Below are 25,158 nucleotides of genomic sequence, written 5' to 3' on the forward strand. Positions count from 1 at the left end.
TGTTGGGAACCGGCGGGGACAAAACCCCCCCGCCCCCCCCGCCATAGCCGGCAGACGGATTGCCAGCCGGCACCACGCGCGGTGGTGCCGGCTGGCAAGCGCAAACTACTTCCCAACAAAACGGGCTTTCGAGTCCCGACCACCGATGCACGGTGGTGCAGTAACGATTACCTGCTGTTGTTCGGAATGCCAAGGAAGTGGGGTCAATGCCGCCAAAACCCGAGACGCTTTTGGCATTGTCGCATAGCGGCGATGCCCTTGAGGCCTTGTGGGGACAGCCCTCAGGCCGCCGCACGACCGTTTTGCCATATGCTTCGGGTGGGGATTCTGAGCGAGGCATATGCGACATCGCCCGCTAGCGATCTAGTTTGGTCCACATGAGGCGCGATCAGAGCACGTAGGGCGTAGGAAGGCCTCTGGCGCGATCGCTGGCCTGCCATGCGCCGGCTTGTTGGCCGAAGCCAACCGCCCTAGGATTGCACTGTGTCAGGGGGAAAAAGCACGCAAAGCGGTGCTTAGTGGACAAGTGGTGTAATCGGACCCAGGGGGGGGCTTCTATCGGATATTTCACAGCTAGGGAGGGGGCGTGGCGATCAATAGAACAAGCGCACTAATTCACTGGAATTACTTCCTCGCGTTAGAGGAGGACCTGGATCGGCTTGCCCGATACGTTGATCTATCGAGCCAAAACGACGGCACTTTTTCAATTGAAATAGCTCGCCTGTTTCTAAGCGCTAGTGCCGAGGTCGACGTCGTCCTCAAGCAGATATCTTTGAAGCACAATCCAGTCTCAAAAGCTTCAAGCATTAACGCGTACTACCCGGATATCGTGCAGCATTGTCCGAATTTTGTTGGCTTTAGCGTCCTCGCTCCTCGGCATGGTCTTACGCTCAACCCATGGGCAAGTTGGACAGACAGTACACCGCCGTTCTGGTGGCAGGACCACAATAAAGTAAAGCATCACCGGCACAACCACTTCGACAAGGCCACGTTAAAGAACTGCCTAAACTCCGTCGCAGCACTCTTTGTCAGCGTTATCCATCTCTATTCCACTGAGGCCGCGCAGGGAGGGTTGCTGTCAATTCCTCGCATCTTTAATGTTGGTGATGCGCATTTCGGTGGAACAAGCATGGGTCGCTACGGCCATAGTTTCCATTACAACGTGGCTTAGTGGCCAATAAGTTAATTCATGCCGAAGCCACATCGCGGCTGGGCTTGAGTTCTGCTATTCCGGGTCGTCTCTTCCCGGAAGCGGACGTTTCTTCCCCTTATTGCCTTCGCGCAAGCGGGAAGGCCTACGCCCACCAGACCTTGCTCCGCTTGTTTACCGCACTTGCCCGAACTAATAGCCAGTCCCTTGGATCCGTCTAGTGACGGTCTACCGTATGAAGGAATCGTATGCGGCCCCAACAACAAAAGATTGCTGATATCACGCTCGCTGGCGTCATTAGATTGATACGAGAACTCGCAGTAGTCGGGGTTCTCGGATACTTAATCGTCATGCTATTTTCGGGCGACCTGCGTTTGGACTTCGGTAGTCTGTCACCCACAGAGCTGGTTAGCATACTTCTTGCGTTTTTTTCCATTGGTCTTTCCGTGGCATTCTATTTTGCCGCGACCGGGCAGAGTAATCAGTTTTACGATAATGTGAATAAGTTTACTAAAGATACGTCCGAGTTGCTGGGTCGCCTTGATGAGCAGGTCAAAGGTATCGGAGGGAAGCAATCGGAGTTGAAGGACAGCATGGACAAGTATTATGAGCGTGAACGACCCAAGGATGCTCAAGCTGCGAGCGAAGCCGCGCAAGAGAAGGTGAAGGAGGCTGAGCGGACCTTGTCAATGCTTGTTTCAGAGCTGCTGGACAAGTCGAATCTCACGCAACCGGAGCGTGCTGATTTTGAGGCTAAGCTAAAAGAAAAAGATGCGGAGCTTAATGCTTTCCGTGAGCGAGTCGGTCGAATATCTACCTCGAGAGAATCTCAGGTCCGGCGGTACGTGCGAATGATGATTAATCAGATTGGGCTTGAAAACGCCATAAAGCTGTCGATCGATGACTTGGCGCTTGAGGTGGTTCGGTTGGGGGTGAGGCCGTTCCGTAAAGACATGCTTAGTCTCGGATTCATTACGACGGACAATCCCAAGTCTTCTGCAGACATCACTGAAAGCGGACGAGCCCTTATCGCAAGTTCCTTAGAGCAGGCATTGGGATCCGAGAGCTGATCAGCAAATAAGAGTGTCAATCGTCCAGGATTTTTAGGCCGCCGGTTAGCCTATGCCGGCGGCCGCCTCTGGCCGAATCGCGACCGATGAGACGATCTGGCTGCGGACCCTGCGCTACACTTGGGTCGACAGGCAGGATAAGAATGTTGCAGCTCTTTTACAGCCGTCCGTGATATCGGGATAGGCTGCCCGGCACTTAGTTTGCGAAATTCCGACAATTGGTTTCTAAAACCGCTTTCACTCCCCTGACGCCCCCGCCACTCCCGGGGCATCGCCTGGCTTAGTACAGGATTGAGCGGGGAATATTCATCTCGAAGATGAATGTCGTCGGTGCATCCGGATCCGAGCGGGACCTATCAAACTGAGTCATGGATGCATGGACGATATGGGCTGGGATCTGCCCGAACAGCGCCCCGAGATGGCTGGTAAGCGGCAGGAAACGCTCCTTTGCAGCTCGCGCCCATTCCAGGCTCAGGCAAGGCGCGAACCACTCAGGACTCAGGTCTGCATGAGAGAGGTAGTCCGCCGCCTCCTCAGGGGGAACGGTGAACGCCATCTCGATACGCTCTGGCTTACCGTGCGCCAGCTGGTTTCGGATGGTGAACACCTCGACCGCAAAATCCAGAGGTTCCTTATCCCAGGCACAGGTCTGGCCAACCATCGAATGTAGCTTCTCGATCTTAGCCCGCCACCCAGCTCGCTCATTCCAATCAGCCCCCCTGGATCCCAAGCTGTTCACATACGCCTCGATACTGAAGGCCGTGAACACGATCAGCGGCATCACCTCTTCCTCCATCAATTGCCCTGCGTCAAGGCGCCGGAAGAGCGCGCCTAAACTCTGCACGACAGCGGCGTGGGCCATGAAGTCGCGATAGATGACGTAGTTCCCCATAGCCGCCCCCTCTGCTGATTTCAGCCAACATTACCATCACGCCCGTCACCTAGCCTCAGACGGGCGGGATATCCTCAGGTGACGAGGCAACTCCGGGTGGCGGCGGGATGGCGTCCAACCTCCCTTTCACGGCACGCCTCAACTATGGAATTCGAAGATGTCCGCTTCTGGCTGTAAGCTGACATCGAAGAAACCTGCAGAGTAAAGGTGATTCCCAAGGGCGCGACTGATTTCCAATGGCCGCATTCGATCATTCCCTGGTGGCCCTCCGATTCTTTGGAGACGACCTCCTGCCCGAAGAGGTCAGTGCCTTGCTCGGGGCGAACCCGACCGCTTCGCATCACAAGGGCCAGGAACTTAAAGGCAGCCAATCAGGGGTCGTACGTATCGCCAGGACCGGAAGCTGGCGACTTGATGCGGAGCGTCGTGAACCTGAAGACTTGGAAGCTCAGATCTTCGAGATCCTGGATCAACTCACCGGAGATCTCGCCATATGGGCGTCACTGGCACGGTTCCGGCCTGACCTGTTCTGCGGTCTTTTCATGGGCAGCAGCAATGATGGTGTATCGCTCTCGCCCCGTGTTTTGCTCGCCTTGGGGCAGCGCGGCATCGAGCTCGGGCTGGACATCTATGATGCCGAGGAATAGGTGCGCAACGCCCAACGCCAACAGGTCATCAATTGATGATTTCCCCACTCCCCGACGCCACAAACTCCCTCAACTGCCGAACGAACTCCGCATCGTAGGTCTCCCACTCCGTAATCTCCCCAACAACCCGCAACGGCTCCGTACTCCGATACGACCGCGTCGGATTCCCGGGAAACTTCTTGTTGGTCACATTAGGATCGTCCTCAAACGGCCCGGTCGGCTCCACCAAATACACACGCGGTCGCCCCTCACCCCGGGCCATCTCCGCAGCCAGCCCGGCGCCCTTGGCAATCGTGGTGAAGTAGATGTGGTTCATCACCACGCTGTGGCGATAGTTGGAGCGGAACCCCGCGCTCAATAACTCGCCCACCGCGAGGTCAGCGCGGGTGCCGTGATAGAACGGCCCGGCAACCTGGTCGCAGGTGTCATGCGATACGGGTGTCCATTCGGTGTCCTGTGCCATCGGCACTGCCCCCTGACTGTCCTGCCGGATCGACAGGCCGGCGAGTCTAGGGCGCCGGGCGGGCCTTGCGGCAAGGCCCCTTCAGGGAAATAATCTGCAAGTGGGAGGCGCGGTGCGCCTCCTTTTTCATTCTGCCTTGCCGCGGCCTTCCAGCTCGCGCACCGCCGTTTCCAGCGCATCCAGCTTCTCGCGGGTCTTCAGCAGCACCGCGCGCTGCACTTCAAACTCTTCGCGGGTCACCAGGTCCAGCTTGGCCAGCCCTGCCTGCAGCGCGCTCTTGAAGGTGGCCTGCAGTTCCTCGCGCGATTCGCGCAGGCCCGGCGGCACCAGGTCGCTGAGGCGACGGGCCAGGTCATCGATTTGGTTCAGGTCGATCATGGGGTGCTCCGTGGGGTAGTGGGCCTGCGCATCCGGCGCGGCCACGGCGGTTCGGCGCTAAGGATACTGCTGGCCCCGGCCCGCCGGACAGGCGCTGCGGGTTTCGCACCGGCCGCGTTCAGGCGCTATCCTCCACGCCGGAATACAGGAGATAGACGATGAAGATGGTCATGGCGGTGATCAAGCCGTTCAAGCTCGACGACGTGCGCGAAGCGCTGGCCGAGCGCGGGGTTACCGGGATCACGGTGACGGAAGTGAAGGGCTTCGGTCGCCAGAAGGGCCATACCGAGCTGTACCGCGGCGCCGAGTACGTGGTCGACTTCCTGCCGAAGGTGAAGCTGGAAGTGGCGGTCACCGACGATCAGGTGGAGGTGGTGGTGGAAGCCATCGTGAAAGCGGCGGGCACCGGCAAGATCGGCGATGGCAAGGTGTTCGTGTACGACCTGGGCAGTGTGGTGCGTATTCGTACCGGTGAATTGGACGCGGACGCGTTGTAAGCCGGTTGCGCGTGTAGCGCGGGGTTTGTGTCGCCGGAACGAAGAGCGGTCGAGCAAGCTCGACCTCTACCGGTAAAGCGGGTGAAGCGAAGCGCCTACCGGCGCTTGGCCCACTTGTAGAACCGCTTCCAGCCTTGGCGCACAGCCGCCACCCAACCGGGGTCGGCCACCAGCGCCGCCTGCGCAGGGCTCGGCGCCTGCCCGGTCACGCGCTGGCGCATCTTCAGCAGGTTCTTCATGTCGCTGCGGCTCAGCTGCCGGCTCAGCGGGTTGCGGCGCAGCCAGCGCGGTACGCGCCAGGCCGAGGTGAAATCCAGCAGTACCGGCACGCCGGCGCTGACCACCACGTTGGTGCCATGCAGGTCGTTGTGGGTGATGCCGGCGGCATGCAGGCGGCTCAGCGCGTGCTGCAGCTGTTCGAACACTTCATTGCCCACGGCCTGCGCGGTGCTGAGGGTCTGGCCGGGGATGAATTCCATGCCGAGGGCCAGGCCACCGAGGGTGCCGAGCAGGGCCGGGGCGTGCTTCCAGCCGCCCAGCCGCTCCAGCATGCGTGCCTCGCGGCGCACCATCAGCCGGGCGATCGGCGACACCGGGGTGCCACGGTAGCGGGAGTAGTCCTTCACCACCGCCGGACGGCCGTCCAGGCAGGTGCGGTAGACATCGGGGGCGAGGAAGCGCTCGCCGCGCTTGAGCAGCAGCGGCGCCACGGCGTCATCGCCGCAGGACGGGGAGGGAGTGATGGAAGGGATCATGTGGGGTCTCGGGCGACCCGGTGGGCGGCGCTGAAGCGTCAAGCGAACCGGTACGACGGGGGGAACTGGCTAAACTTTCGTTAAGCCAATTTTAGTACCGGCGAGTTCGCTATTCCACGATTTGTCGGAGAAATGTCGGCGTCGTGGCTGGAACAGTTCGTCGCGCTTTTTCGGACAATTCTGTCTCACTTTTCGAAAAGCAATTTGATTTCAATAGCTTGCAGATGCGTCCGGCAGCGCTCGCGGCGCGGCGCTGCGGCCCACGCACGCTTGGCTTGACCCCGGCGCACGGCCTGCCGACCATAAGCTGTTACACGCGACATCGACGGCCGCACCCACCCGGCACGTCCCCGTCTCCTGCCGCGTTCCCCCACTGATGCCGGCCCTGCGGCCGCATCGCCCTGTTTCCCTGTCCGGCGTGTGCTGGAGGAAAGTGCTTTGATCATCAAAATCGTACTTGCGGCGCTGTTCGTGTCCTGCGTGCTGTACATCCACTTCCGTGGCAAGGTCCGTGCGCGCTGGTCGCGCCAGCTGCTGGACCATTCCAGCTTCATGGCTCCGATCAACGTGGTCATGTACATGTTCTCCAAGGTGCCGACCACGCCGTTCCTGGACCCGGGCAAGGAATTTCCGCAGCTGGAGCCGCTGCGGCAGAACTGGCAGATGATCCGCGACGAGGCACTGGCTCTGCGCGATGCGCAGGCGATCGCTGCCTCCAGCACGTTCAACGATGCCGGCTTCAATTCGTTCTTCCGCCGCGGCTGGAAGCGCTTCTACCTGAAGTGGTACGGCCCCTCGCACCCGTCGGCCAAGGCGATGTGCCCCAAGACCACCGCGCTGCTGGAATCGCTGCCGGACGTGCGCGCGGCGATGTTCGCGCAGCTGCCGTCGGGCAGCGAGCTGCGCCCGCACCGCGACCCGTTCGCCGGTTCGCTGCGCCTGCATCTGGGCCTGGCCACGCCCAACAACGATGCCTGCTACATCGAAGTGGACGGCATCAAGAAGAGCTGGCGCGACGGTGAGTGGATGATGTTCGACGAAACCTACATCCACCATGCGCACAACGAGACGCCCGAAGACCGGGTGATCCTGTTCTGCGATATCGCCCGCCCGCTGCGCTTCGGCCTGCCGGGCCTGTTCAACCGCCTGGTGGCGTCCACGCTGCTGGCCGGTGGCGCCTCGCCGAACCTGCCGGGCGACCCAACCGGTGGCGTCAACAAGGCCTTCGGCAGCGTGTACAAGGTGCGGCTGAAGGCCAAGGCGCTGCGCGAGCGCAGCGTGGTGGCCTATCAGGTGATCAAGTGGGGCCTGGTGGTGGCGGTGATCGCCGGTATCTGGGCGCTGTAAGCGGACGGCCGCCGGGCATGGCCCGGCGCTACCGGAAAACGAAAAAACCCGCGCTGTCGCCAGCGCGGGTTTTTGCTTGGTAGGTGCCAACCTTGGTTGGCACGCTTTCCGATCAACCCTTCAACGCCGCCTTCACGAACGGCGGGGTCACCAGCACGCCGGTGTGCAGCGCGGCGGTGTAGTACAGGGTATCGAAGGTCTTGGCGGCCGAATCGGCCTGGCGGAAGTCGAAGCTGCTGTCGCCCTTGCGCGCCAGGGTCACGCTCCACCAGCCGGTGGGGTAGCACGGCTGCGGGAACGGCAGGGTCTTGAACGAGCCGAAGCCGGCCTTGCCCATTTCGGTGCGCATTTCGTTGATCAGCTCCAGCTGCATCAGCGGCGACTCGGACTGCTGCACCAGGATGCCGTCGTCCTTCAGGGCCTTGAAGCAGCTCTCGTAGAACGCCTTGTTGAACAGGCCTTCACCCGGGCCGACCGGATCGGTCGAATCGACGATCACCACGTCCACGCTGCCGGCCGGGCAGTTGGCCATGTAGGCCACGCCGTCGTCGAACATCAGCTCGGCGCGCGGGTCGTCGTTGGAATCGCACAGTTCCGGGAAGTGCTTGCGCGCCATCACCGTCACCTGCTCGTCGATGTCGCACTGGGTCACGCTCTCCACGCCCTTGTGCTTGAGCACTTCGCGCAGGGTGCCGCAGTCGCCGCCGCCGATGATCACCACGCGCTTGGGCGCGGCGTGGGTGAACAGCACCGGGTGGCTGATCATCTCGTGGTAGAAGAAGTTGTCCTTGCTGGTCAGCATGATGGCCCCATCGATGGTCATCAGGTTGCCCCAGTCGGTGGTCTGGAAGATCTCGATCTTCTGGAACGGCGACTGCACTTCGTCCAGCTTGCCGGTGATGCGGTAGCCGATGGCCGAGCCGGTGCGCTCGAAGTGTTCGATGTACCAGTTGCTGTTGTCAGTCATGGGAAAGCATTCCTGTTCGGAGGGGATGGAGCCGGGCTGAAGGCGGGGTGCCACGCATCCGGACGGATCGGCCCGTTCAGGTTCAGACCTGCCACGGGCGCGGGCGCGCATGATAACGAACCTGTGGGCATATAGGCGTTATCATGCCCCCCCTTTTATTTGCCACAAGGCCGACTGCAATGACCGATTGGTCCCTCGACCAAGCCCGCAAGACCTACTCGATCCCGCACTGGGCGGATGGCTATTTCGACGTGGATCAGGCCGGGCACATGGTGGTGAGACCGACCGGGGCGGATGGCCCGGTGGTGTCGCTGCCCAAGGTGGTCGATGCTGCGCGCGCGGCCGGTGCCAAGCTGCCGCTGCTGGTGCGCTTCCCGGACATCCTCGGCCAGCGCCTGGGCAAGCTGCAGGCGGCGTTCGCCCAGGCCCAGCAGGATTGGGACTACCCGGGCGGCTACACCGCCGTGTACCCGATCAAGGTGAACCAGCACCGCGGCGTGGCCGGCACCCTGGCCAGCCACCACGGTGAAGGCTTCGGCCTGGAAGCGGGCAGCAAGCCGGAACTGATGGCCGTGCTGGCGCTGTCGCGCCCGGGTGGCCTGATCGTCTGCAACGGCTACAAGGACCGCGAGTACATCCGCCTGGCCCTGATCGGCCGCAAGCTGGGCCTGCAGACCTTCATCGTCATCGAGAAGCCGTCCGAGCTGAAGCTGGTGCTGGAAGAATCCAAGGCGCTGGACGTGAAGCCGGGCCTGGGCGTGCGCATGCGCCTGGCCTCGCTGGGCGCCGGCAAGTGGCAGAACAGCGGTGGCGACAAGGCCAAGTTCGGGCTGTCGCCGCGCCAGCTGCTGGACCTGTGGAAGTCGCTGCGCGATACCGAATACGCCGACTGTCTGAGCCTGCTGCACTTCCACATGGGCTCGCAGATCTCCAACGTGCGCGACATCGCCAACGGCATGCGCGAAGCCACCCGCTACTTCGTCGAGCTGTCACAGCTGGGTGCGAAGATCACCCATGTCGACGTGGGCGGTGGCCTGGGCGTGGACTACGAAGGCACCCGTTCGCGCAGCTTCTGCTCGATCAACTACGGCCTCAATTCGTACGCCAGCAACATCGTGCAGCCGCTGGCCAATGCCTGCGAAGAACACGGCCTGACCCCGCCGCGCATCGTCACCGAGTGTGGGCGTGCGATGACCGCGCACCACGCGGTGCTGATCGCCAACGTGTCTGAAGTGGAACAAGCGCAGGAAGGCCGCGTGCCGGACCAGCACGACGACGAGCCGGCTTCGATCCGCCACCTGCGCGAGATCCACGAAGAACTGGACGTGCGCCCGGCGGTGGAGCTGTTCCAGGAAGCACAGCACTTCCACGCCGAAGGCCTGTCCAGCTATGCGCTGGGCCAGATCGACCTGCCGCAGCGTGCACGCATCGACGATCTGTTCTATGCCATCGCCCATGGCGTGCGTGCGCGCCTGAGCTACGACGAGAAGAGCCATCGCCCGGCGCTGGATGAACTGAACGAGCGCCTGGTCGACAAGTACTTCGTCAACTTCAGCGTGTTCGAATCGATTCCCGATGCGTGGGCGATCGACCAGGTGTTCCCGATCGTGCCGATCGAGCGCTTGAACGAGGCGCCGGATCGCCGCGGCATCATAGCCGACATGACCTGCGATTCCGATGGCATGGTCAAGACCTACGTCGAGAACGAAAGCCTGGACAGCTCGCTGCCGCTGCACGCGATCAAGCACGGCGAAAGCTACCGCATCGGCTTCTTCATGGTCGGTGCCTACCAGGAAATCCTCGGCGACATCCACAACCTGTTCGGCGATACCGACGCGGTGGAAGTGCTGGCCGATGCCGATGGCTATGCCATCACCCAGCAGCGCCGCGGCGATACCACCGACGTGATGCTGGACTACGTGGGCTACAAGCTGGATCACCTGCGTGCGGCCTACGCCGAGCGCGTGGCATCGGCGGACCTGTCGCCGGAACGCGCGCAGGAGCTGTCCGAAGCGCTGGAAGCGGGCCTGACCGGCTACACCTACCTGTCCGATGAACCGTTGATCTAAGGGTGACGGGAACGCCGGGCATGGCCCGGCGCTACCGGTGCTGATGAGCGCCCGCGCGATCTTCCATCTGTTCCTGCATGCCGCCGTGCCAGCTCTGCTGGCATGGCTGTTCTGGCGCAAGCGCTTCGCCTCGGCGTGGGTGTTGCTGCTGCTGGGCTGGATCATCGATCTGGACCACCTGCTGGCCGATCCGATCTACGCCCCGAACCGCTGCAGCATCGGCTTCCACCCGCTGCATACCGCACCGGCGATTGCCGTGTATGCGGGCCTGTGCGTGCCGAAGAAAACGCGGCTGGTGGGCATCGGTTTGATGATCCACATCGTGCTCGATGCCATCGACTGCTGGTGGATGCATCACCGTTGAGGCTTGGTAGATGCCGACCTTGGTCGGCGCTCTTGATGCGTGTCGACCTCGGTCGACACCTGCCGGCGCGCGCATGATCCGGTAGCGCCGGGCCATGCCCGGCGAGCGCAGCGGCGCGTCACCCCATCGGCAACCACAACGTGGCGCGCAATCCCGGGTGTGCATTCTCCAGCGCCAGCCGTCCACCATAACTGGCGGCGATATCACCCACGATGGCCAGGCCCAGGCCGCTGCTGCTTTCGCGCTCATCCAGCCGCACGCCACGCTGGGTCACTTGCGCCAGCGCCTCGGCTGCCAGCCCCGGACCGTCGTCGCGCACATCAATGCGCAACTGTTCGTCGTCCACGCGCGCACTGACCGTCACCTCCCGCTGTGCCCACTTGCCGGCGTTGTCGAGCAGGTTGCCAAGCATCTCTTCCAGGTCGGCGCTGGCACCGGCGAACTGCAGGTCGTCGGCAATGCCCTCGGCCTGGAACTGCAGCGCACGGTCGCCATGCACGCGCGCCATCAACCCGCACAGCGCCTGTGCCACCGTGGCCACCGGCGTGCGTTCGCGATGGTCGGCGGTCAGCCCGGCGGCAAGGTAGCGATCGACGCTGGCCTGCATGCGTGCGCCCTGTTCGCGCAGCGTCGCGCGCCACGCGCGGCCCTCGCCATCGGCTTCGGCGGCGAGCACGCTCAGCGGTGTTTTCAGCGCATGCGCCAGATCCTGTGCGCTGGTGCGGGCGCGGCCCACCATCCGTTGCTGGTGGTCGAGCAGGGTATTGAGCTCTTCGCCGAGCGGTGCGATTTCAGCGCCCAATCCGGCCGTATCGATGCGCTGTGCATCGCCGCGGCGCACGCGCTCCAGCTGCGCACCGAGACGCTGCAGGGGCCGCAGACCGAAATGTACCTGGCTGGCCAGTACCGCCAGCCACGCCGCTACCAGCACGGCCAACGCCATTGCGCTGCGCTGGCGGAACGCGGCGACGTCCGCATCCAGTGCACTGCGGTCGGTGGCGACCACGGCGACATAGGGTTGGTTCGCGCGGGGCAGGCGCACCGGTTGCACGCGCGCGCGCAGCGATTGCTGCAGCGGGCCCGGCAGATTGCGTTCGGCCGTGCCAGTGGCGGCCACTGGCAGCGTTTCGTCCCACAACGAACGTGACTGCAGCAGCACCTTGCCGCTGCCATCGGCGATCTGCCAGTACGCGCCGGAGAACACGCGCTGGAAGCGCGCATCGTTGGGTTCCTGGCGCAGCTGCAGCTGGCCATCGGCATCGATCTCGGCCTGCGCCAGCAGGGTCAGCATGTCCTGCTGCAGTTCGTTGTCCAGGCGGTCGCGCGCGCTGCGCTTGAACAGTTCGCCCAGCAGCGCACTGGCCAGTGCCGAGACCAGCAGCAGGCCGATGCCACCGGCCAACAGCAGCCGGCGTCGCAATGACGGCTGCCGGCTCACGGCGCGGCCAACCGCCAGCCCTGGCCGCGTACGGTCTGGATCAGGTCGGTGCCGAGCTTGCGGCGCACCCTCCCCAGCAGTACGTCCAGCGCATTCGAATCCGGGTCATGACCGCCATCGAACACATGTTCGCCCAGGCGGTCGCGGCCGATCACCTGGCCGCTGTGGTGGATGAAGTAGCTCAGCAGGCGGAATTCCTGCGGGCTCAGCGCCAACGCCTGGCCATCCAGGTCGAAGCGCCCGGCATTGACGTCCAGCTGCAGCGGACCGCACTGCAACCGTGGACTGGCATGGCCGTGGCTGCGGCGGATCAGCGCGCGCAGGCGCAGCACCAGTTCGTCGGCCTGGAAGGGTTTGGTCAGGTAGTCGTCGGCGCCGGCGTCGAAGCCGGCCAGCTTGTCATGCCAGCGCCCGCGTGCGGTCAGCACCAGCACCGGAAAGTCGCGGCCGTTGCCGCGCCAGCGTTCGATCACGCTCAGGCCGTCCAGCCCGGGCAGGCCCAGATCGACGATGGCCGCCTGCAGGTCTTCCACCTGGCCGATCTCCTCGGCCTGGCGACCATCGGCCACCACCTCGACCACGTAACCGGCCTGCTCCAGCAGCGGCTGCAGGCGCTCTGCCAATGCGGCATCGTCTTCGGCCAACAGGATGCGCATCAGTCGTCCAGCTCCGTCTTCAACAGCCTGCCGTTGCGCGCATCATAGTCCAGCTCCACCACCACGCCGTCGGCGCGCAGGATCTCCACTTCGTACACGCCATCGTCCAGTTCCACTTCCAGCAGCTGGCCGGGGTGGCGCTTGAGCGCATCGCGCACCACGCCTTCCAGCGGCACGTAGCGGCCTTGCTGCACGGCGCGGCGCGCGACCTGCTGCGCCGGGTCCTGGGCAGGGCCGGCGGCGGTCGGGGCGCTGGCCAGGGCCAGCAGCAGGGACAGGGAGGGCAGGATCGGCACGTGAGTGGCTGGGAGCATGGGAACAAGTGACAGGCGCGAGTGTGCCGCGGCCGACTAACGGTTGGCTAACAGCGCTGGCTAGGCCGCTGTTAACCACGCCGTGCATCGTGGCGTTGCCGGGATGGTCCGGCACCGAACAGGAGAACCCCCATGTTGAAGTCGCTCACCCTCGCCACCGTTGTCGCCCTGGCCGTGGCCCCCGCCGTACAGGCTGCACCGCTGGGTATGGCCCAGGTCGAACAGACCCTGCGCAAGGCCGGCTACACCCAGATCCATGAGATCGAGCGTGATGATGGCCTGTGGGAAGCCGATGTCAGCCGTGCCGATGGTCGCTTCAGCGAGGTGTATGTGGACCCGAAGACCGGCGAGATCTTCGACGAGCACGATGGGCGTGCGCAGCTGAGCACCGAGCAGGTGCTGGCCAAGGCGCAGTCGCAGGGCCTGCGCGAGATCCATTCGCTGGAACGCGATGGTGCGACGTGGTCGCTGGAAGCGCGCAATGCCCGCAACCAGAAGGTGGAAGTGCGCCTGAGCGGTCATGACGGCCGCATCCTGCACAGCGAGCGCGATGGCTGGCTGGATTGACGCCTGCTTCGGGAAGGTGTGTCGACCAAGGTCGACACCTACCTGGTAGAGCCGGCCGCTGGCCGGCTGCTGCACGGTGTTTCCGGGATCAGGAGGTACCCGGCCAGCGGCCGGCCCTACCGTGCGCTTACCAGCCGTAAGGCGGCGGGTAATCCCAGTAGCCCGGGCCACCACCGTAATACCCACCACCACCGTACGGCCCGAAGAAGCCCGGGCCCTTGCCTTCGCTCACGTGGATGTTGACGTTGACCCCACGGGTCTTGCCTTCATCGTTGGTGTAGTTCTTGCTGAGATTCAGCGTGGCGGCGTTGTAGTGGGTGTTGCCGTAATTCTTGGCATAGCCGATGCCGGTGGTGAAGCTGCCGGAGACCTTGACCTTGTCGTCCTGCACGTCGGCGATCCTGCCGTCGCCATGCACGCGCGGGCCGGTCTTGTCGCCGTAGAACGTGCCGGGCGGATCCTGTTGCAGCGTCGGATCGTTGAGATAGCGCATAGGCGTCTGCGGCACGGACAGGTCCAGGCCGGACGCCTGCGGCGCGGTGGCGCCTGCGGCGGACTGCGCCAACGCGGTCCCGGGCAGGGCGGCCAGGCACAGCAGCAGGGTCAGGGGGCGGATCATGACGGCACTCCAGCGCAGAGGGGCCGCGCAGCACGCGGCGGTACAGGCCGACGCTAGCAGGCGTTGCTTGAATGATGCCTGTCGGCGCCCGTTTGCGGTAGAGCCAGGCCATGCCTGGCTTCACGCTACAACCGCCCGAACCCGAACAGGTCCTGCAGCGGGTGCCGGCGCCGCTCGATCCGTGCCCGCAGCAGCCCGGCGCCGATCATCGAATAGGTGATGCCATTGCCACCATAGGCCATGGCGAACTGTACCCGTGGCCCCCATTGCGCATGCGGCCCGAAGAACGGCAGGCCGTCAGCGGTCTCGGCAAAGGTGCCCGCCCATGAAAACGCCGGAGTCGGCTGCAGGTGCGGGAACCATTGCAGCAGCTGCTTCATCAGTTTGCGGGCCTTGCTGTCCACCCGGCCATCGCGGCGGGCGGGAATATCGATGGCATCGTCCAGCCCGCCAACCAACAACCTGCGGTCGCCAGTGGCACGCAGGTACAGGTAGGGGCGCGCGCTCTCCCAGACCATCGTGCGCTGCAGCCAGCCCAGCTCGTCGGCGTTGATCGGGTCGGTGATGAAGGCGTAGCTGCTGCGGTTGCGGGCCACGCGCGGGTCCAGCCACTGCTGGTTGGCATAGCCCATCGCCAGCACCACGTGGCGGGCGCGGATCTGCATGCCGGATTCGGTGCGGGCGGTTACGCCGCGCGCAGTGGGAGTGAGGGCATGCAGAACGGTGCGGTCATGCACCGCGCCGCCGCGCCGCTGCAACCGCCGCAGCAGCCCGTAAGTGAAGCAGTAGGGATCAACCCGTGCGGCCTGGCGGGTCAGCAGGGCGCCTCCGGCATCGACGCTGAAACGTTCCTGCAGCGCATCCCGGTCCAGCCAGCGCGCATCCAGGCCGATGCCACGGCGCGCCTCGCCTTCGGCCATCAGCCGCGGTACGTCACGGCGGCGGCTGGCCAGGTACAGGCTGTCCATCTGCTTGAAGTCGACGTCCTTCAGGCCGCGCGCGACCTCGCCCAATGCAGGGATCGCGTCCGCACAGGCCTGGTAGGCCAGCGCCGCAGCGTCCTGGCCATACTGCGAGGCCAGCTCCAGCAGATGGGTATCGATCTCGTACTGCAGCAACGCGGTACTGGCTGCGGTGCTGCCCCAGCCGATGTCACGCTGCTCGACCAGCGCAACGGCGTGGCCATGGGCCGACAGCTCATCGGCGATCAGCGCGCCGGTGATGCCACCACCGACCACCAGCACATCGCACTGCAGATCCTGTTCCAGCGGCGGAAAGGCTTGGATCAGGCCGTTGCGCACCGCCCACCACGGGTAACCACTCTTCAGGTCCATGCGAGGTCAGGCTCAGGCGGTGGGGTGGCCGGTATGCGGGGTCTGGATCAGTTCGGACAGATCGAAGCCCTGCAGGCGCGCGCTGGCCAGATAATGTTCCTGCACGGTGGCATCGAGCCGGGGCTCACGTGCCAGCAGCCACAGGTACTTGCGATCCGGGCTGCCGACCAGGGCAACGCTGTAGTCCGGCGCCACCTGTATCACCCAGTAGTCACCCTTGGCGAAGGGCAGCCAGCGCAGGCCCTTGGGCAGGAAGCTGACTTCCAGCCGCGCGCTGTCATTGTCGATCGCGCAGGCCTCTCCGGTGGCTTCCTCGATCTCGCCGTCCATGCGGCAGCGGTTGGTGACGCCCACGTTGCCGTTGTCGAGCAGCTGGTAATGGGCCGACACGTCGGTGCAGCCCTCCGGCTCGTGGCGCATCGGCAGGCGGGCGATCTCGTACCAGGTGCCCAGGTAGCGGGGCAGCTTGAGGTCGGTGACGGTCTTCAGGGGTGGCAGGTCGGTCATTGTCAGGCGTGGCAGGAGAGGAACTCCACGATGCCGAGGACACTGCCACGGGCGGGTGAAGCCGGGGCGAGGGCCATGTCCAGAACATTCCGTCGCCCGGGCGGAGCGCGTACCGTCATCGGCGCAGCGGTATGCTTCGGCCAGCGCCGCGTTTTTCCGATCCAACCGAAGTGGAGGTGCCGATGTACCAGGTGATCCTGTTGAAGAGTGAAACCCAGTTCGCCCGCGAGCAGTGGCCGCAGGTGGACGATCTGGTGGACTACGAAGGCGTGGCCTACAGCCTGCGCGCCGGGCCGCGCCAGCCGTTGCCGACCGACCACGCCTGGCACCCGATCGCGGTGTACGCGCCGGATGAGATCACCGAGGAAGAATTCCAGGACTGGTACGCGCTGCAGCAGCCGCAGGTGGAAGAGCTGCGCCTGAAGTACTGAGCCGCAGCCAGCGGCCAGCGCCTGCGCATCCGCCGTTTACAGCACCTGCCGTATAGTCGCGCGCAGGCGCGGTGGTCCGCGCAAAACGGTGTGGCTGGCTTGTCTTCCTTCTTCCGAACGATCCTGGTGCGTGGCCCCTGGTTGGCCCTGCTGTTGTGCTGCACGCTGCTGCTGGCTGTGCCGGCGCTGGCCCAGGATGACGACCCCACGCCCAAGCAGCAGCTGGCGCAGATCGACAGCACGCTGAAGGATATCGAGCGCAAGCGTGTTGATGCTGCAGCGGTGGAAACCCTGTCGATGCTGTCCGAGGAGGCTTCGCAGGCGCGACGCGATGCTGAAGCCCTGGAGAAGGCGCTGCAGCCGCAGCTGGATCGGCTCGACGAACAGCTGGCGCAGTTGGGTACGCCCGCCGAGGGAACCACCGAGCCGCCGGAGCTGGTGACGCAACGGCGGACCATTACCCGCCAGCGCGATGGCCTGATGGCCTCAATGGCGCAGGCAAAGGCCAGCGCGGTGCGCGCCCAGCAGATGGCGGCCGACATCGACCAGCAACGCACGGCACAGCGCACGGAGGAACTGGGGCAGAAGGTGGCCTCGCCGCTGTCTCCTGCGCTGTGGACCAAGGTGGCCGAGCGCTTGCCGATCGATATCGCACGCGTCGCCCCGCTGGCGCAGATGGGCCGGGACGCGCTGGTCGCCGGCATCCGTACCCATGGTTGGGGCACCCTGCTGCTGGGCGTGGCAGCTGCACTGGTGATGATGTTCCCGCTGCGCCTGTGGCTGCGCGCGCTGGGTCGGCGGTTTGCTGCATCCGAACGTGCGCCTGACGGCCGATTGCGCCGTTCCGGGCTCGCCATGTGGCTGCTGCTGGTCGGTACGCTGCTGCCCGGCTACGCCGTGGTGGTGCTGATGGCGGCACTGGATGCGATCAATGCGATCGCACCGCGCCTGCAGGTGGTGGCCGAGGGAATTGAGACTGCCACCTTCCGCGCGGCCTTCATCGCCGCGCTCAGCGCCTGCATGCTGGTACCCCAGCGCCCGTCATGGCGCCTGTTGAATCTCGATGACACCGCCGCGCTGAAGCTGCGCAAATACGCTTGGGGTGCGGCGGCCCTGGCCTGGTTGAGCACGGTGCTGGTGGCTGTCGACCAAGCCACCCGCACCAGCGACGTCACCACGGTGGCGCTGGACGGCGTGATCGCGCTGACCTATCTGGGCCTGATCATGGCCATGCTGGTCACCCTGGCGCGCCTGCACCGCCGGCAGACCGCCGAAGCCGAGGCGAAGCTGGAAGCGCAGGCCGACGGCCAGGGCGCGGCCGTTCCGGTGCGGCGCAGCAGCTGGCTGGTGCTGGCACGTGTCGCTGGCAACATAGCCGTGGTGGCCGCGATCATCGCCACCCTGATGGGCTATGTGAACTTCGCCAAGTTCGTCAACCAGCAGCTGATCGGCGGCAGCATCGTGGTGCTGGCGGCGACGCTGCTGTTCAAGTTCGTCGATGATTTCTCCACCTGGCTGCTCAACGCCGACAGCAAGGTCGGCCAGACCATCCTGCTCAGCACCGGCCTGAGCGTGTCGCGGCTGGAACAGGCCGGTGTACTGCTGTCTGCCGTGCTGCGCACGTTCGTGGTGCTGATCGCGTTGCTGGCACTGGCGGCGCCGTTCGGCAACATCGGCTCGGTGGTCGAGCGCGTCGCTTCGCTGGCCAACGGCATTTCCATCGGCGACATCACCCTCAAGCCCGCACGTATCGCCATCGCGCTGCTGGTGATGCTGGTCGGGTTGGGGCTGACGCAGCTGCTGCAGCGCTGGTTGACCGACACCTACCTGCCCAAGACCGAGCTGGACCTGGGCGCGCGCAATTCAATCAGCACCATCACCCGCTACGTGGGCATCATCCTGGTGGGGTTGTGGGCACTGACCGCGATGGGCCTGAACCTGAAGAACCTGGCGCTGCTGGTCAGTGCGCTGTCGGTGGGTATCGGCTTCGGCCTGCAGGCGATCATCCAGAACTTCGTCTCCGGCCTGATCCTGCTGGCCGAGCGGCCGGTGAAGATCGGTGACTGGGTGAAGCTGGGCGATCAGGAAGGCGACATCCGCCGCATCAACGTGCGCTCCACCGAGATCCAGGTGGGGGACAAGTCGACGTTGATCGTTCCCAATTCGGAACTGATCACCAAGACCATCCGCAACATGACGATGGGCAACAACCAGGGCCGCATCCAGATCCAGTTCGCGGTGCCGGCCAGCACCGATGTGGCGGGGCTGCGACAGGCGCTGCTGGATGCCTACGGTGCCCACAACACGGTGCTGCAGCAGCCGGCGCCGTCGGTGTACATCGACAGCATCGCTGGCGGCCAGATCACCATCAACAGCTTCGCCTACGTGCCCAGCCCGCGGCAGGTGTATGGCACGCGCAGCGATCTGTACTTCAGCCTGCTGCAGATCCTGGCCGAGCGGAACATCCCGCTGTCCACGCCGACCGACATCCACATTACCCGCGATCCGCCGCAGTAAGAGGGTGGGTCGGCAGGGCTGCGCCCTGCACCCGCCGAAGCGGTAGTGCCGGCCGCTGGCCGGCAACCTCAGGAGCAACAGCCGAAGCTGGTTTCCTGTGGGATGGCGGGGTGGGTCCGGTTGCGGGGGACGCCGTAAACCCGTCCTTGGGGGCTTGGCCGCGGCATCCATGCCGCGGACACCCCCGCAACCGGACCCACCCCGCCTTCGACAGATTTCTGCGATCTGGTGGAATTGCATGGCGTGCTCCTGGGGTGTCGACCTTGATCGACACGTAGACCCACGCCGTGCGTGGATGCTCTTCAATGAACTATCGAAATATTCGATTTCATGCAGATGGGGTCAGATCCGCTTTCCGTAAGAAAACGGATCTGACCCCGGATTGATTTCCATATCTGACAGAAGTGTCGACCAAGGTCGACACCTACCGACAGCTGCAGGAATCTGTCAGAGGCGGGGCGGTGTGGGTTGGCAGGACCGTTGGCGCCATGGATGGCGCCATCGAGCCCCCAAGGACGGGTTTACGGCGTGTCCTGCCAACCCACAACGCCCCGCCATCCCACGGAACACCAGCTGTTGCTGTTGCTGTTGCTTTGGCTGTTGCCGTTGAGGTTGCCGGCCAGCGGCCGGCACTACTGCTTCGGCAGGTGCAGGGCGCAGCCCTGCCGAACCCCTTTACCCCCGCGGTCGGCCGCGCGAGGGCACCAGTGCGAAGGTATCCACCGCCAGCTTCTCGGCATGGTTCAACCACGCGCGGATTTCCAGATCATCCACTTCGTGGTCGAGCCCGAATGACACGTTGATCTTGCCATCGGCATCAGGCTGCACCCACTGCTGGGCCAGCACCACCTTGCGCTGCGAGGACACCGCTTCGATCCAGAAACCGCGATCCGGGCGCGTGCTCGCCACCAGCTGCAGCATGTACTGGCCGGCGCGGGTACGGCGGCCCTTCTGCGTGATCATGTGTGCCTGGCGCACGCTGGGGCGGGGGCCCTGGAAGGCATCCAGTGGTGCATCCACGTCGATGCCGTTGCGCAGCTGGCCATCCCGGTACAGCTTGATGCCGTTGTCGCGGTTCACCAGCAGCGCGCACCAGTCGCCGTCGGCCGAGCCATCCTCGAACGCGGTGCAGCGATCGACGTAGGCGAGCGTGTTGTCCGGGTCGGCATCGTCGAACTGGCGCGAGGTGTTTTCCAGGTACACCGATTTCAGGTCCCAGTCCTTGTCGTATTCCAGCAGCACCGGCGGCTGCACGTGCTGCAGGCCCACCACCACCTGGTCGTCGCCGTCGATCTTCAGCTGCCGTGTCGGCTCACCCAGCCACAGCGAGCGGGCGAAGGCCAGGTACTGCGGATAGTCGCGGCCGCCATCGCGGCGTGCCGCGGCGCTGGCACTCGGCTCGCGCTTGTCGTCCAGCAGCGAACGGCCAAAGCCCATCGTCTGCAGGTTCGGATCGAGCAGGCTGAGCAGGGTGGCCCCGGAATCCAGGGTCGAGCCGTCTTCAGCGGCCAGCTGGCGCGGGGTTACGCCATCACCGAGGAACAACAGCAGGTTCTCGCGCTTCTGCTTGGTCAGGATATGGCTGAGGTCATTGGGCATGGCCAGGTGATCGGAGGCGATCACGATCAACGTGTCCTTGCCGTACGGGCTGGCCTGGATGCGTTCGACCAGCTGCGAAATCAGGCGGTCGGTGCACTTGAGCGCATTGAGCATGCCGATGTTGCCGTACTGGCTCTGGTAGCGCTCGCCCTTGCAGGCCACCGGCAGGTGCCCGGCCGGGTGGTGCGTGTCCATGGTCAGCGTGGTCAGCATGAACGGCGCATCCTGTCGCGACAGCTGCTCGAAGCGCTGGTAGGCGGTGTCCAGCAGCACGTCGTCATGCACGCCCCACGCCGAGTAGTGGATGCGGCCGATCTTCTTCTGCTGCTTGAACCACGCCAGGTCATGCACTTCATCGAAGCCGTGGCTGGCCAGGAACTGGCCCTTGCCGGCGAACTGGCCGTTGGCACCACCCAGGTAATGGTTGGTGTAGCCCTGCTGCTTGAGGTAATCGCCCAGGCATACGGCCTTGGGCAGGAAGCTGCCCATGCGGTCCATGCTGTTCTCATCCCCCTGCGAGGTGGTCAGCGGCACGCCGCACATCGACGACACCAGGCCGGCGATGGTCCAGCCACCGCCTTCGGCCGAGGCCAGGCCGCGTACATCCAGCGACCTGGCCGCCAAGCGGTTGAGATTGGGCATCAGGCCGGGAAACACGGCCTCATCCAGATAGGTGCGCTCCAGGCTCTCGCCGTAGATCCAGACGATGTTGCGTGGGCGCTGCAGGGCCTGCGTGGGCACCTGGTATTCGGGGGCGATACGGGCGAAATCCACCGGGCGCAGCTGCTGGTACAGGCGTTGGCCATCGCGGGCCAATGGACTGATCATGATCGTGGCCACCCACAGCACGGCGAAACCGGCAAACCATGCACCACCGGCTGTGGGGCGGCGCCAACGCTTCACCCGCGTAGCGAACAGCGGCAGCAGCGACACGGCGGCCAGCACGATGAAGCCGGCGATATAGCCCTTGAAGTCGGCGACACCGGCGCCTTCCATGTCCGCACCCAGGTGGTACAGGGTGGCGGCGTTGAGTCCGTCACCGGACAGCTTGTCGATCAGCCACCAGGCACTGAGCGCCAGCAGCAACAGCGAGAACAAGCCTGCTTTCCACCACACCCACTTTGCGGACGCGAGGAACAACCAGGACAGCAGCAACAGCGACAGCAGCAGAATCCAGAGCATAGGCAGCTTCGGCAGTGACGGGGTGGCGATGGACGTCGTACCGACGCGTGTCCATCCGACCGGCGCTGCTGCAAGCACATCTGCATGACAGGCCGATGACCCGATAGTGCATGCACGAACCTGACTGAAATGTTTGTTGAAATCGTGCGCGCGATATCACGCTGCGAACGTAAATCGAGCGTGAAAACTCACGCTCGATTGCATTAAAAACCTGCATGAATGCACTGTTTTCGCTGATCCACGTCGAGCGTGGATGCGACACTATCGATGCCCGCGTTCCTCGCGCGAACGCGCACGGCGATCGAACAACAATGCGCTGGTCACGATGCCCAGCCCAAGCACCACGCCGATCAGCAACAGCACCAGTGCGATGGCGGGATAGCCCAGCACATGCCAGCCGGTGTCGATCTTCATCATCATTGCCGCCGCCATGATCAACGCGGCGCTGATGATGCCGGCGGCTACGCGGTTGGCGATCTTCTGCAGGTTCTCCATCAGCCGCGATTCTTCCAGCCCGGTCACCTTCATCTGCAGGCGGTTCTCGGCCAGCAGCGCCATGATGTCCGACAGCTTGCGCGGCCCGTCGCGCAGCAGTTGCTGCAGCTCCATCGCCTCGCTGGCCAGGTTGGCGGCCGACAGCGATTTTTTCAGGCGCGCGCGCATCACGTGCTGCAGCTGGCGTTCGACGATACGGCGCGTGTCCAGATCCGGTGCCAGCAGGCGGCATACGGTTTCAAGGTTGAGCAGCGCCTTGCCCAGCAGGCTCAGCTCCGGTGGCGTGCGCAACCCGGATGAGGTGGCGATGCGCACCATGTCCAGCACCACGCGCCCTTCGGAGAAGTTCGCGCTGGCGGCATAGCGTGCGATCAGCTGGCCGGTCTCGCGCAGGTAGCGCTCCTCATCGAATGCCTCCAGCCGCGTGCTGATGCTGATCAGGTCGTCGGCCACTTCCTCGCCGCGGCCATCGACGGCGGCAAACAGGATCTTCAGCAGGCGCTCGCGCAGCCGCGGCGGCATGTGCGCGACCATGCCCAGGTCGAAGATGGCCAAGCGCCCATCAGGCATCACCCGCAGGTTGCCGGGGTGCGGGTCGGCGTGGATTTCGCCGTGCACGAAGATCTGGTCCAGGTAACCGCGGATCAGCGCCGCCGCCAGCGGGTCCATCGCCTGTTCGGTGCGGCGCACATCGGGAATGGCATCCACGCGCACGCCGGTGGCCAGTTCCATGGTCAGCACGCGATGGCTGCTGTAGTCCCACAGCGGCTGCGGAATCCACAGGCGCCGGAACGGCTTCAGGTGCCGGCCGAAGCGCGACAGGTTCTCGGCCTCGGCGTGGTAGTCCAGCTCCTGCATCAGCGTCTTGGCGAATTCGTTGAGCCAGTCGCGCAGGCGCACACGGCGACCGATCTGGGTCAGATGGTCGGCGGCCAGGGCGAAGCTGCGCAGCACTTCCAGATCCGAGCGCAGCTGCGCGGCTACCTCGGGCTTCTGCACTTTCACCGCCACCTCGCGGCCGTCATGCAGTACCGCGCGGTGCACCTGGGCGATCGACGCGCAGCCCAGTGGTTGTGGGTCGAATGCAGCGAACAGCTTGTTCACCGGCGCCCCCAGCTCCTGCTCGACGATGGCGTGGATGCGTTCGACCGGAATCGGCGCCACCTTCTCCTGCATGCGCTCCAGCGCGGTGGCGAACTCCACCGGCACCATGTCCGGGCGGGTCGACAGCATCTGCCCGAGCTTGACGAAGGTGGGCCCCAGCGCTTCCAGGTCACTGACGAACTGCTCTGGATTGCCGTCCGGTGGCACGTCGGTGTGGCTGCCGGCAGCGTCTAGGTTCATGCCGGAGAACACGCCGGAATGGCGGTAGCGCATCAGCAGGCGCAGGATCTGGCTGCGCCGGTTCATGCCCCTGATCAGCGGCGGATTGCCTGTGGCGGTGGACGGATTGCTCAAACGACACTCCTCGAAGACGACGACCCGATGTCCGTGATCCCGCCGCCGGCGGGACCGGATTACGCTTCCAGTGTCCCTGCCGCCCGGTGGGCGCGCGGTGAACCCGCTACCGCAGGTGGCGCCGGATCGGTCAGAATCCGCTCATTCCCTTTACTGGATCCCCCATGGCCGGTGCCAGCCTGTTTGCCCTGCTTGACGATATCGCCTCCCTGCTCGACGACGTCTCGGTGCTGACCAAGGTCGCCGCCAAGAAGACCGCCGGCGTGCTGGGCGACGACCTGGCGCTGAACGCGCAGCAGGTAACCGGCGTAAACGCCAACCGTGAATTGCCGGTGGTGTGGGCGGTGGCCAAGGGCTCGCTGGTGAACAAGGTGATCCTGGTGCCGGCGGCGCTGGCGATCAGTGCGCTGGAAGCCTGGCTGCACAGCCGCGGCTGGAACGTGCCGCTGATCGTGCCGCTGATGATGATCGGCGGCGCCTTCCTGTGCTTCGAGGGCGTGGAGAAGCTGGCGCACCGTTTCCTGCATTCTGCCGATGAGGACGCCGAACACCAGGCCGAGCGGCGCAAGGCGCTGGCCGATGCGCAGGTGGACATGGTCGCGTGGGAAAAGGACAAGGTGAAGGGCGCCATCCGCACCGACTTCATCCTCTCGGCCGAAATCATCGTGCTGTCGCTGGGCGTGGTTGCCACGGCGTCGTTCATCAACCAGGTCAGCACCCTGGTGGTGATCGCGCTGGCGATGACCGTGTTCGTCTACGGGCTGGTCGCCGGCATCGTCAAGCTGGACGACCTGGGCCTGTACCTGTCGCGCAAGGGCGCGGCGCTGGCGGCAGTCGGCCGTGGCCTGCTGGTGTCGGCACCGTGGCTGATGAAGTTCCTGTCGGTGGCCGGTACCGCAGCGATGTTCCTGGTTGGTGGCGGCATCCTGATGCACAACGTGCCGGCGCTGCACCACGCGGTGCAGGCGCTGGGCGGTGAAGGCCAGTGGGGCTGGCTGGTCAACGCGCTGGGCAACATGGTGGTCGGCATCATCGCCGGTGCCATCGTGCTGGCGGCGGTGACCGGGTTTCAGAAGCTGCGCGGCAAGTAAGCGCCGGCCCGCTGCCCGGAAGAGGCCGACCTTGGTCGGCGGTTTGTTGTCCGCGCGTGCCAACCAAGGTTGGCACCTACCCAGCGGTTTCCGGTGCCTTGCCCGGGTGGGGCCGACCTTGGTCGGCGGTTTGTTGTCCGCGCGTGCCAACCAAGGTTGGCACCTACCCAGCGGTTTCCGGCGCCTCGCCCGGTAGAGGCCGACCTTGGTCGGCGGTTTGTTGTCCGCGCGTGCCAACCAAGGTTGGCACCTACCCAGCGGTTTCCGGCGCCTTGCCCGGTAGAGGCCGACCTTGGTCGGCGGTTTGTTGTCCGCGCGTGCCAACCAAGGTTGGCACCTACCCAGCGGTTT

General features: G+C 64.6%; 24 protein-coding genes. 11 read left to right on the plus strand and 13 right to left on the minus strand.

Features of this window, described 5'->3' with window-relative positions; translation table 11 throughout:
* Positions 1 to 586: 586 nt before the first annotated feature.
* Positions 587 to 1,171 (plus strand): hypothetical protein, encoded by a 585-nt coding sequence (locus BW38_RS21560; RefSeq protein ID WP_081794589.1) that lies wholly within the window; start codon positions 587 to 589, stop codon positions 1,169 to 1,171.
* 227 nt (positions 1,172 to 1,398) lie between these two features.
* Positions 1,399 to 2,220, plus strand: a complete 822-nt coding sequence (locus BW38_RS05745; protein ID WP_032977211.1) for a hypothetical protein — start codon at positions 1,399 to 1,401, stop codon at positions 2,218 to 2,220.
* Between the two features lie 280 nt (positions 2,221 to 2,500).
* Here the strand turns inward: BW38_RS05745 and BW38_RS05740 are convergent, their stop codons facing one another.
* Positions 2,501 to 3,112, minus strand: a complete 612-nt coding sequence (locus tag BW38_RS05740) for a hypothetical protein (RefSeq protein WP_032977213.1) — start codon at positions 3,110 to 3,112, stop codon at positions 2,501 to 2,503.
* 236 nt (positions 3,113 to 3,348) lie between these two features.
* On the opposite strand from BW38_RS05740, the gene BW38_RS05735 reads away from it, so the two are divergent.
* Positions 3,349 to 3,759, plus strand: coding sequence for a DUF4279 domain-containing protein (locus BW38_RS05735; RefSeq protein WP_032977214.1), 411 nt, complete (start codon positions 3,349 to 3,351; stop codon positions 3,757 to 3,759).
* A gap of 28 nt (positions 3,760 to 3,787) precedes the next feature.
* Here BW38_RS05735 and arr read toward each other — a convergent pair whose 3' ends face one another.
* Complete coding sequence (arr, locus tag BW38_RS05730; RefSeq protein WP_032977215.1) at positions 3,788 to 4,222, minus strand: NAD(+)--rifampin ADP-ribosyltransferase; 435 nt, start codon at positions 4,220 to 4,222, stop codon at positions 3,788 to 3,790.
* A gap of 126 nt (positions 4,223 to 4,348) precedes the next feature.
* Entirely contained in the window at positions 4,349 to 4,600 is a 252-nt protein-coding gene (locus BW38_RS05725; protein WP_025874558.1) for an accessory factor UbiK family protein, read from the minus strand.
* Between the two features lie 158 nt (positions 4,601 to 4,758).
* Here BW38_RS05725 and BW38_RS05720 point away from each other — a divergent pair, with 158 nt between their 5' ends.
* Positions 4,759 to 5,097, plus strand: coding sequence for a P-II family nitrogen regulator (locus BW38_RS05720; protein WP_032977217.1), 339 nt, complete (start codon positions 4,759 to 4,761; stop codon positions 5,095 to 5,097).
* 95 nt (positions 5,098 to 5,192) lie between these two features.
* Here BW38_RS05720 and BW38_RS05715 read toward each other — a convergent pair whose 3' ends face one another.
* Positions 5,193 to 5,852 (minus strand): RIO1 family regulatory kinase/ATPase, encoded by a 660-nt coding sequence (locus tag BW38_RS05715; protein WP_051585083.1) that lies wholly within the window; start codon positions 5,850 to 5,852, stop codon positions 5,193 to 5,195.
* A 441-nt stretch (positions 5,853 to 6,293) separates the two neighbouring features.
* Here BW38_RS05715 and BW38_RS05710 point away from each other — a divergent pair, with 441 nt between their 5' ends.
* Positions 6,294 to 7,199: an aspartyl/asparaginyl beta-hydroxylase domain-containing protein gene (locus BW38_RS05710; protein ID WP_025874561.1), complete on the plus strand. Its 906-nt coding sequence runs from the start codon at positions 6,294 to 6,296 to the stop codon at positions 7,197 to 7,199.
* A gap of 112 nt (positions 7,200 to 7,311) precedes the next feature.
* On the opposite strand, the gene speE is transcribed toward BW38_RS05710, so the two are convergent.
* Entirely contained in the window at positions 7,312 to 8,166 is an 855-nt protein-coding gene (gene speE, locus BW38_RS05705) for a polyamine aminopropyltransferase (protein ID WP_032977218.1), read from the minus strand.
* Between the two features lie 179 nt (positions 8,167 to 8,345).
* Between speE and speA the strand changes: the two genes are divergently transcribed.
* Both speA and BW38_RS05695 read left to right on the plus strand, forming a co-directional pair.
* Positions 8,346 to 10,235, plus strand: a complete 1,890-nt coding sequence (gene speA / locus BW38_RS05700; protein WP_032977220.1) for an arginine decarboxylase — start codon at positions 8,346 to 8,348, stop codon at positions 10,233 to 10,235.
* Between the two features lie 43 nt (positions 10,236 to 10,278).
* Complete coding sequence (locus BW38_RS05695) at positions 10,279 to 10,599, plus strand: DUF6122 family protein (RefSeq protein WP_025874564.1); 321 nt, start codon at positions 10,279 to 10,281, stop codon at positions 10,597 to 10,599.
* A gap of 118 nt (positions 10,600 to 10,717) precedes the next feature.
* Here BW38_RS05695 and BW38_RS05690 read toward each other — a convergent pair whose 3' ends face one another.
* From BW38_RS05690 to BW38_RS05680, 3 genes are read right to left on the minus strand one after another with little or no spacing between them, the layout of a single operon-like run.
* A complete protein-coding gene (locus BW38_RS05690; protein WP_032977222.1) occupies positions 10,718 to 12,037 on the minus strand; it encodes a sensor histidine kinase in 1,320 nt (439 codons plus the stop codon).
* The gene (locus BW38_RS05685) at positions 12,034 to 12,693 is read right to left on the minus strand and encodes a response regulator transcription factor (RefSeq protein ID WP_025874566.1); all 660 of its coding nucleotides are present in this window, start codon (positions 12,691 to 12,693) and stop codon (positions 12,034 to 12,036) included. The genes BW38_RS05690 and BW38_RS05685 overlap by 4 nt, the downstream gene beginning before the upstream one ends.
* Positions 12,693 to 12,983 (minus strand): PepSY domain-containing protein, encoded by a 291-nt coding sequence (locus tag BW38_RS05680; RefSeq protein WP_025874567.1) that lies wholly within the window; start codon positions 12,981 to 12,983, stop codon positions 12,693 to 12,695. The genes BW38_RS05685 and BW38_RS05680 overlap by 1 nt, the downstream gene beginning before the upstream one ends.
* A 156-nt stretch (positions 12,984 to 13,139) precedes the next feature.
* Here BW38_RS05680 and BW38_RS05675 point away from each other — a divergent pair, with 156 nt between their 5' ends.
* Positions 13,140 to 13,574 (plus strand): PepSY domain-containing protein, encoded by a 435-nt coding sequence (locus BW38_RS05675; RefSeq protein ID WP_025874568.1) that lies wholly within the window; start codon positions 13,140 to 13,142, stop codon positions 13,572 to 13,574.
* Between the two features lie 127 nt (positions 13,575 to 13,701).
* Here the strand turns inward: BW38_RS05675 and BW38_RS05670 are convergent, their stop codons facing one another.
* The 3 genes from BW38_RS05670 to BW38_RS05660 form a co-directional block, all read right to left on the minus strand.
* Positions 13,702 to 14,193: a hypothetical protein gene (locus BW38_RS05670; protein ID WP_025874569.1), complete on the minus strand. Its 492-nt coding sequence runs from the start codon at positions 14,191 to 14,193 to the stop codon at positions 13,702 to 13,704.
* A gap of 125 nt (positions 14,194 to 14,318) precedes the next feature.
* Positions 14,319 to 15,527, minus strand: coding sequence for an FAD-dependent oxidoreductase (locus BW38_RS05665; RefSeq protein ID WP_032977224.1), 1,209 nt, complete (start codon positions 15,525 to 15,527; stop codon positions 14,319 to 14,321).
* Between the two features lie 12 nt (positions 15,528 to 15,539).
* Positions 15,540 to 16,034, minus strand: coding sequence for a lipocalin family protein (locus BW38_RS05660; protein WP_032977226.1), 495 nt, complete (start codon positions 16,032 to 16,034; stop codon positions 15,540 to 15,542).
* 182 nt (positions 16,035 to 16,216) lie between these two features.
* Here BW38_RS05660 and BW38_RS05655 point away from each other — a divergent pair, with 182 nt between their 5' ends.
* Positions 16,217 to 16,465: a hypothetical protein gene (locus BW38_RS05655; protein ID WP_025874572.1), complete on the plus strand. Its 249-nt coding sequence runs from the start codon at positions 16,217 to 16,219 to the stop codon at positions 16,463 to 16,465.
* A gap of 90 nt (positions 16,466 to 16,555) precedes the next feature.
* Positions 16,556 to 18,982, plus strand: a complete 2,427-nt coding sequence (locus tag BW38_RS05650) for a DUF3772 domain-containing protein (protein ID WP_051585085.1) — start codon at positions 16,556 to 16,558, stop codon at positions 18,980 to 18,982.
* 675 nt (positions 18,983 to 19,657) lie between these two features.
* On the opposite strand, the gene BW38_RS05645 is transcribed toward BW38_RS05650, so the two are convergent.
* Complete coding sequence (locus tag BW38_RS05645; protein ID WP_032977227.1) at positions 19,658 to 21,763, minus strand: phosphoglycerol transferase I; 2,106 nt, start codon at positions 21,761 to 21,763, stop codon at positions 19,658 to 19,660.
* A gap of 261 nt (positions 21,764 to 22,024) precedes the next feature.
* Positions 22,025 to 23,668, minus strand: a complete 1,644-nt coding sequence (locus BW38_RS05640; protein ID WP_223483053.1) for an AarF/UbiB family protein — start codon at positions 23,666 to 23,668, stop codon at positions 22,025 to 22,027.
* Positions 23,669 to 23,880: 212 nt separating this feature from the next.
* Here BW38_RS05640 and BW38_RS05635 point away from each other — a divergent pair, with 212 nt between their 5' ends.
* Positions 23,881 to 24,807 carry a DUF808 domain-containing protein gene (locus tag BW38_RS05635; RefSeq protein ID WP_032977229.1) on the plus strand — a complete coding sequence of 309 codons (927 nt, stop codon included), beginning with the start codon at positions 23,881 to 23,883 and terminating at the stop codon, positions 24,805 to 24,807.
* Positions 24,808 to 25,158 lie beyond the last annotated feature (351 nt).

Source organism: Stenotrophomonas sp. RIT309 (assembly GCF_000632045.1).
Classification (GTDB): Bacteria; Pseudomonadota; Gammaproteobacteria; order Xanthomonadales; family Xanthomonadaceae; genus Stenotrophomonas; species Stenotrophomonas indicatrix.

Bases quoted from the DNA above. Each gene is read 5' to 3' on its own strand.
- speE (WP_032977218.1), bottom strand. From the start codon at position 8,166: ATGACTGACAACAGCAACTGGTACATCGAACACTTCGAGCGCACCGGC.
- BW38_RS05645 (WP_032977227.1), bottom strand. From the start codon at position 21,763: ATGCTCTGGATTCTGCTGCTGTCGCTGTTGCTGCTGTCCTGGTTGTTC.
- BW38_RS05745 (WP_032977211.1), top strand. From the start codon at position 1,399: ATGCGGCCCCAACAACAAAAGATTGCTGATATCACGCTCGCTGGCGTC.
- BW38_RS05715 (WP_051585083.1), bottom strand. From the start codon at position 5,852: ATGATCCCTTCCATCACTCCCTCCCCGTCCTGCGGCGATGACGCCGTG.
- BW38_RS05665 (WP_032977224.1), bottom strand. From the start codon at position 15,527: ATGGACCTGAAGAGTGGTTACCCGTGGTGGGCGGTGCGCAACGGCCTG.
- BW38_RS05655 (WP_025874572.1), top strand. From the start codon at position 16,217: ATGTACCAGGTGATCCTGTTGAAGAGTGAAACCCAGTTCGCCCGCGAG.
- BW38_RS05660 (WP_032977226.1), bottom strand. From the start codon at position 16,034: ATGACCGACCTGCCACCCCTGAAGACCGTCACCGACCTCAAGCTGCCC.
- BW38_RS05735 (WP_032977214.1), top strand. From the start codon at position 3,349: ATGGCCGCATTCGATCATTCCCTGGTGGCCCTCCGATTCTTTGGAGAC.
- speA (WP_032977220.1), top strand. From the start codon at position 8,346: ATGACCGATTGGTCCCTCGACCAAGCCCGCAAGACCTACTCGATCCCG.
- BW38_RS05675 (WP_025874568.1), top strand. From the start codon at position 13,140: ATGTTGAAGTCGCTCACCCTCGCCACCGTTGTCGCCCTGGCCGTGGCC.
- arr (WP_032977215.1), bottom strand. From the start codon at position 4,222: ATGGCACAGGACACCGAATGGACACCCGTATCGCATGACACCTGCGAC.
- BW38_RS05670 (WP_025874569.1), bottom strand. From the start codon at position 14,193: ATGATCCGCCCCCTGACCCTGCTGCTGTGCCTGGCCGCCCTGCCCGGG.
- BW38_RS05740 (WP_032977213.1), bottom strand. From the start codon at position 3,112: ATGGGGAACTACGTCATCTATCGCGACTTCATGGCCCACGCCGCTGTC.
- BW38_RS05725 (WP_025874558.1), bottom strand. From the start codon at position 4,600: ATGATCGACCTGAACCAAATCGATGACCTGGCCCGTCGCCTCAGCGAC.
- BW38_RS05640 (WP_223483053.1), bottom strand. From the start codon at position 23,668: ATGAACCGGCGCAGCCAGATCCTGCGCCTGCTGATGCGCTACCGCCAT.
- BW38_RS05695 (WP_025874564.1), top strand. From the start codon at position 10,279: ATGAGCGCCCGCGCGATCTTCCATCTGTTCCTGCATGCCGCCGTGCCA.
- BW38_RS05720 (WP_032977217.1), top strand. From the start codon at position 4,759: ATGAAGATGGTCATGGCGGTGATCAAGCCGTTCAAGCTCGACGACGTG.
- BW38_RS05635 (WP_032977229.1), top strand. From the start codon at position 23,881: ATGGCCGGTGCCAGCCTGTTTGCCCTGCTTGACGATATCGCCTCCCTG.
- BW38_RS05685 (WP_025874566.1), bottom strand. From the start codon at position 12,693: ATGCGCATCCTGTTGGCCGAAGACGATGCCGCATTGGCAGAGCGCCTG.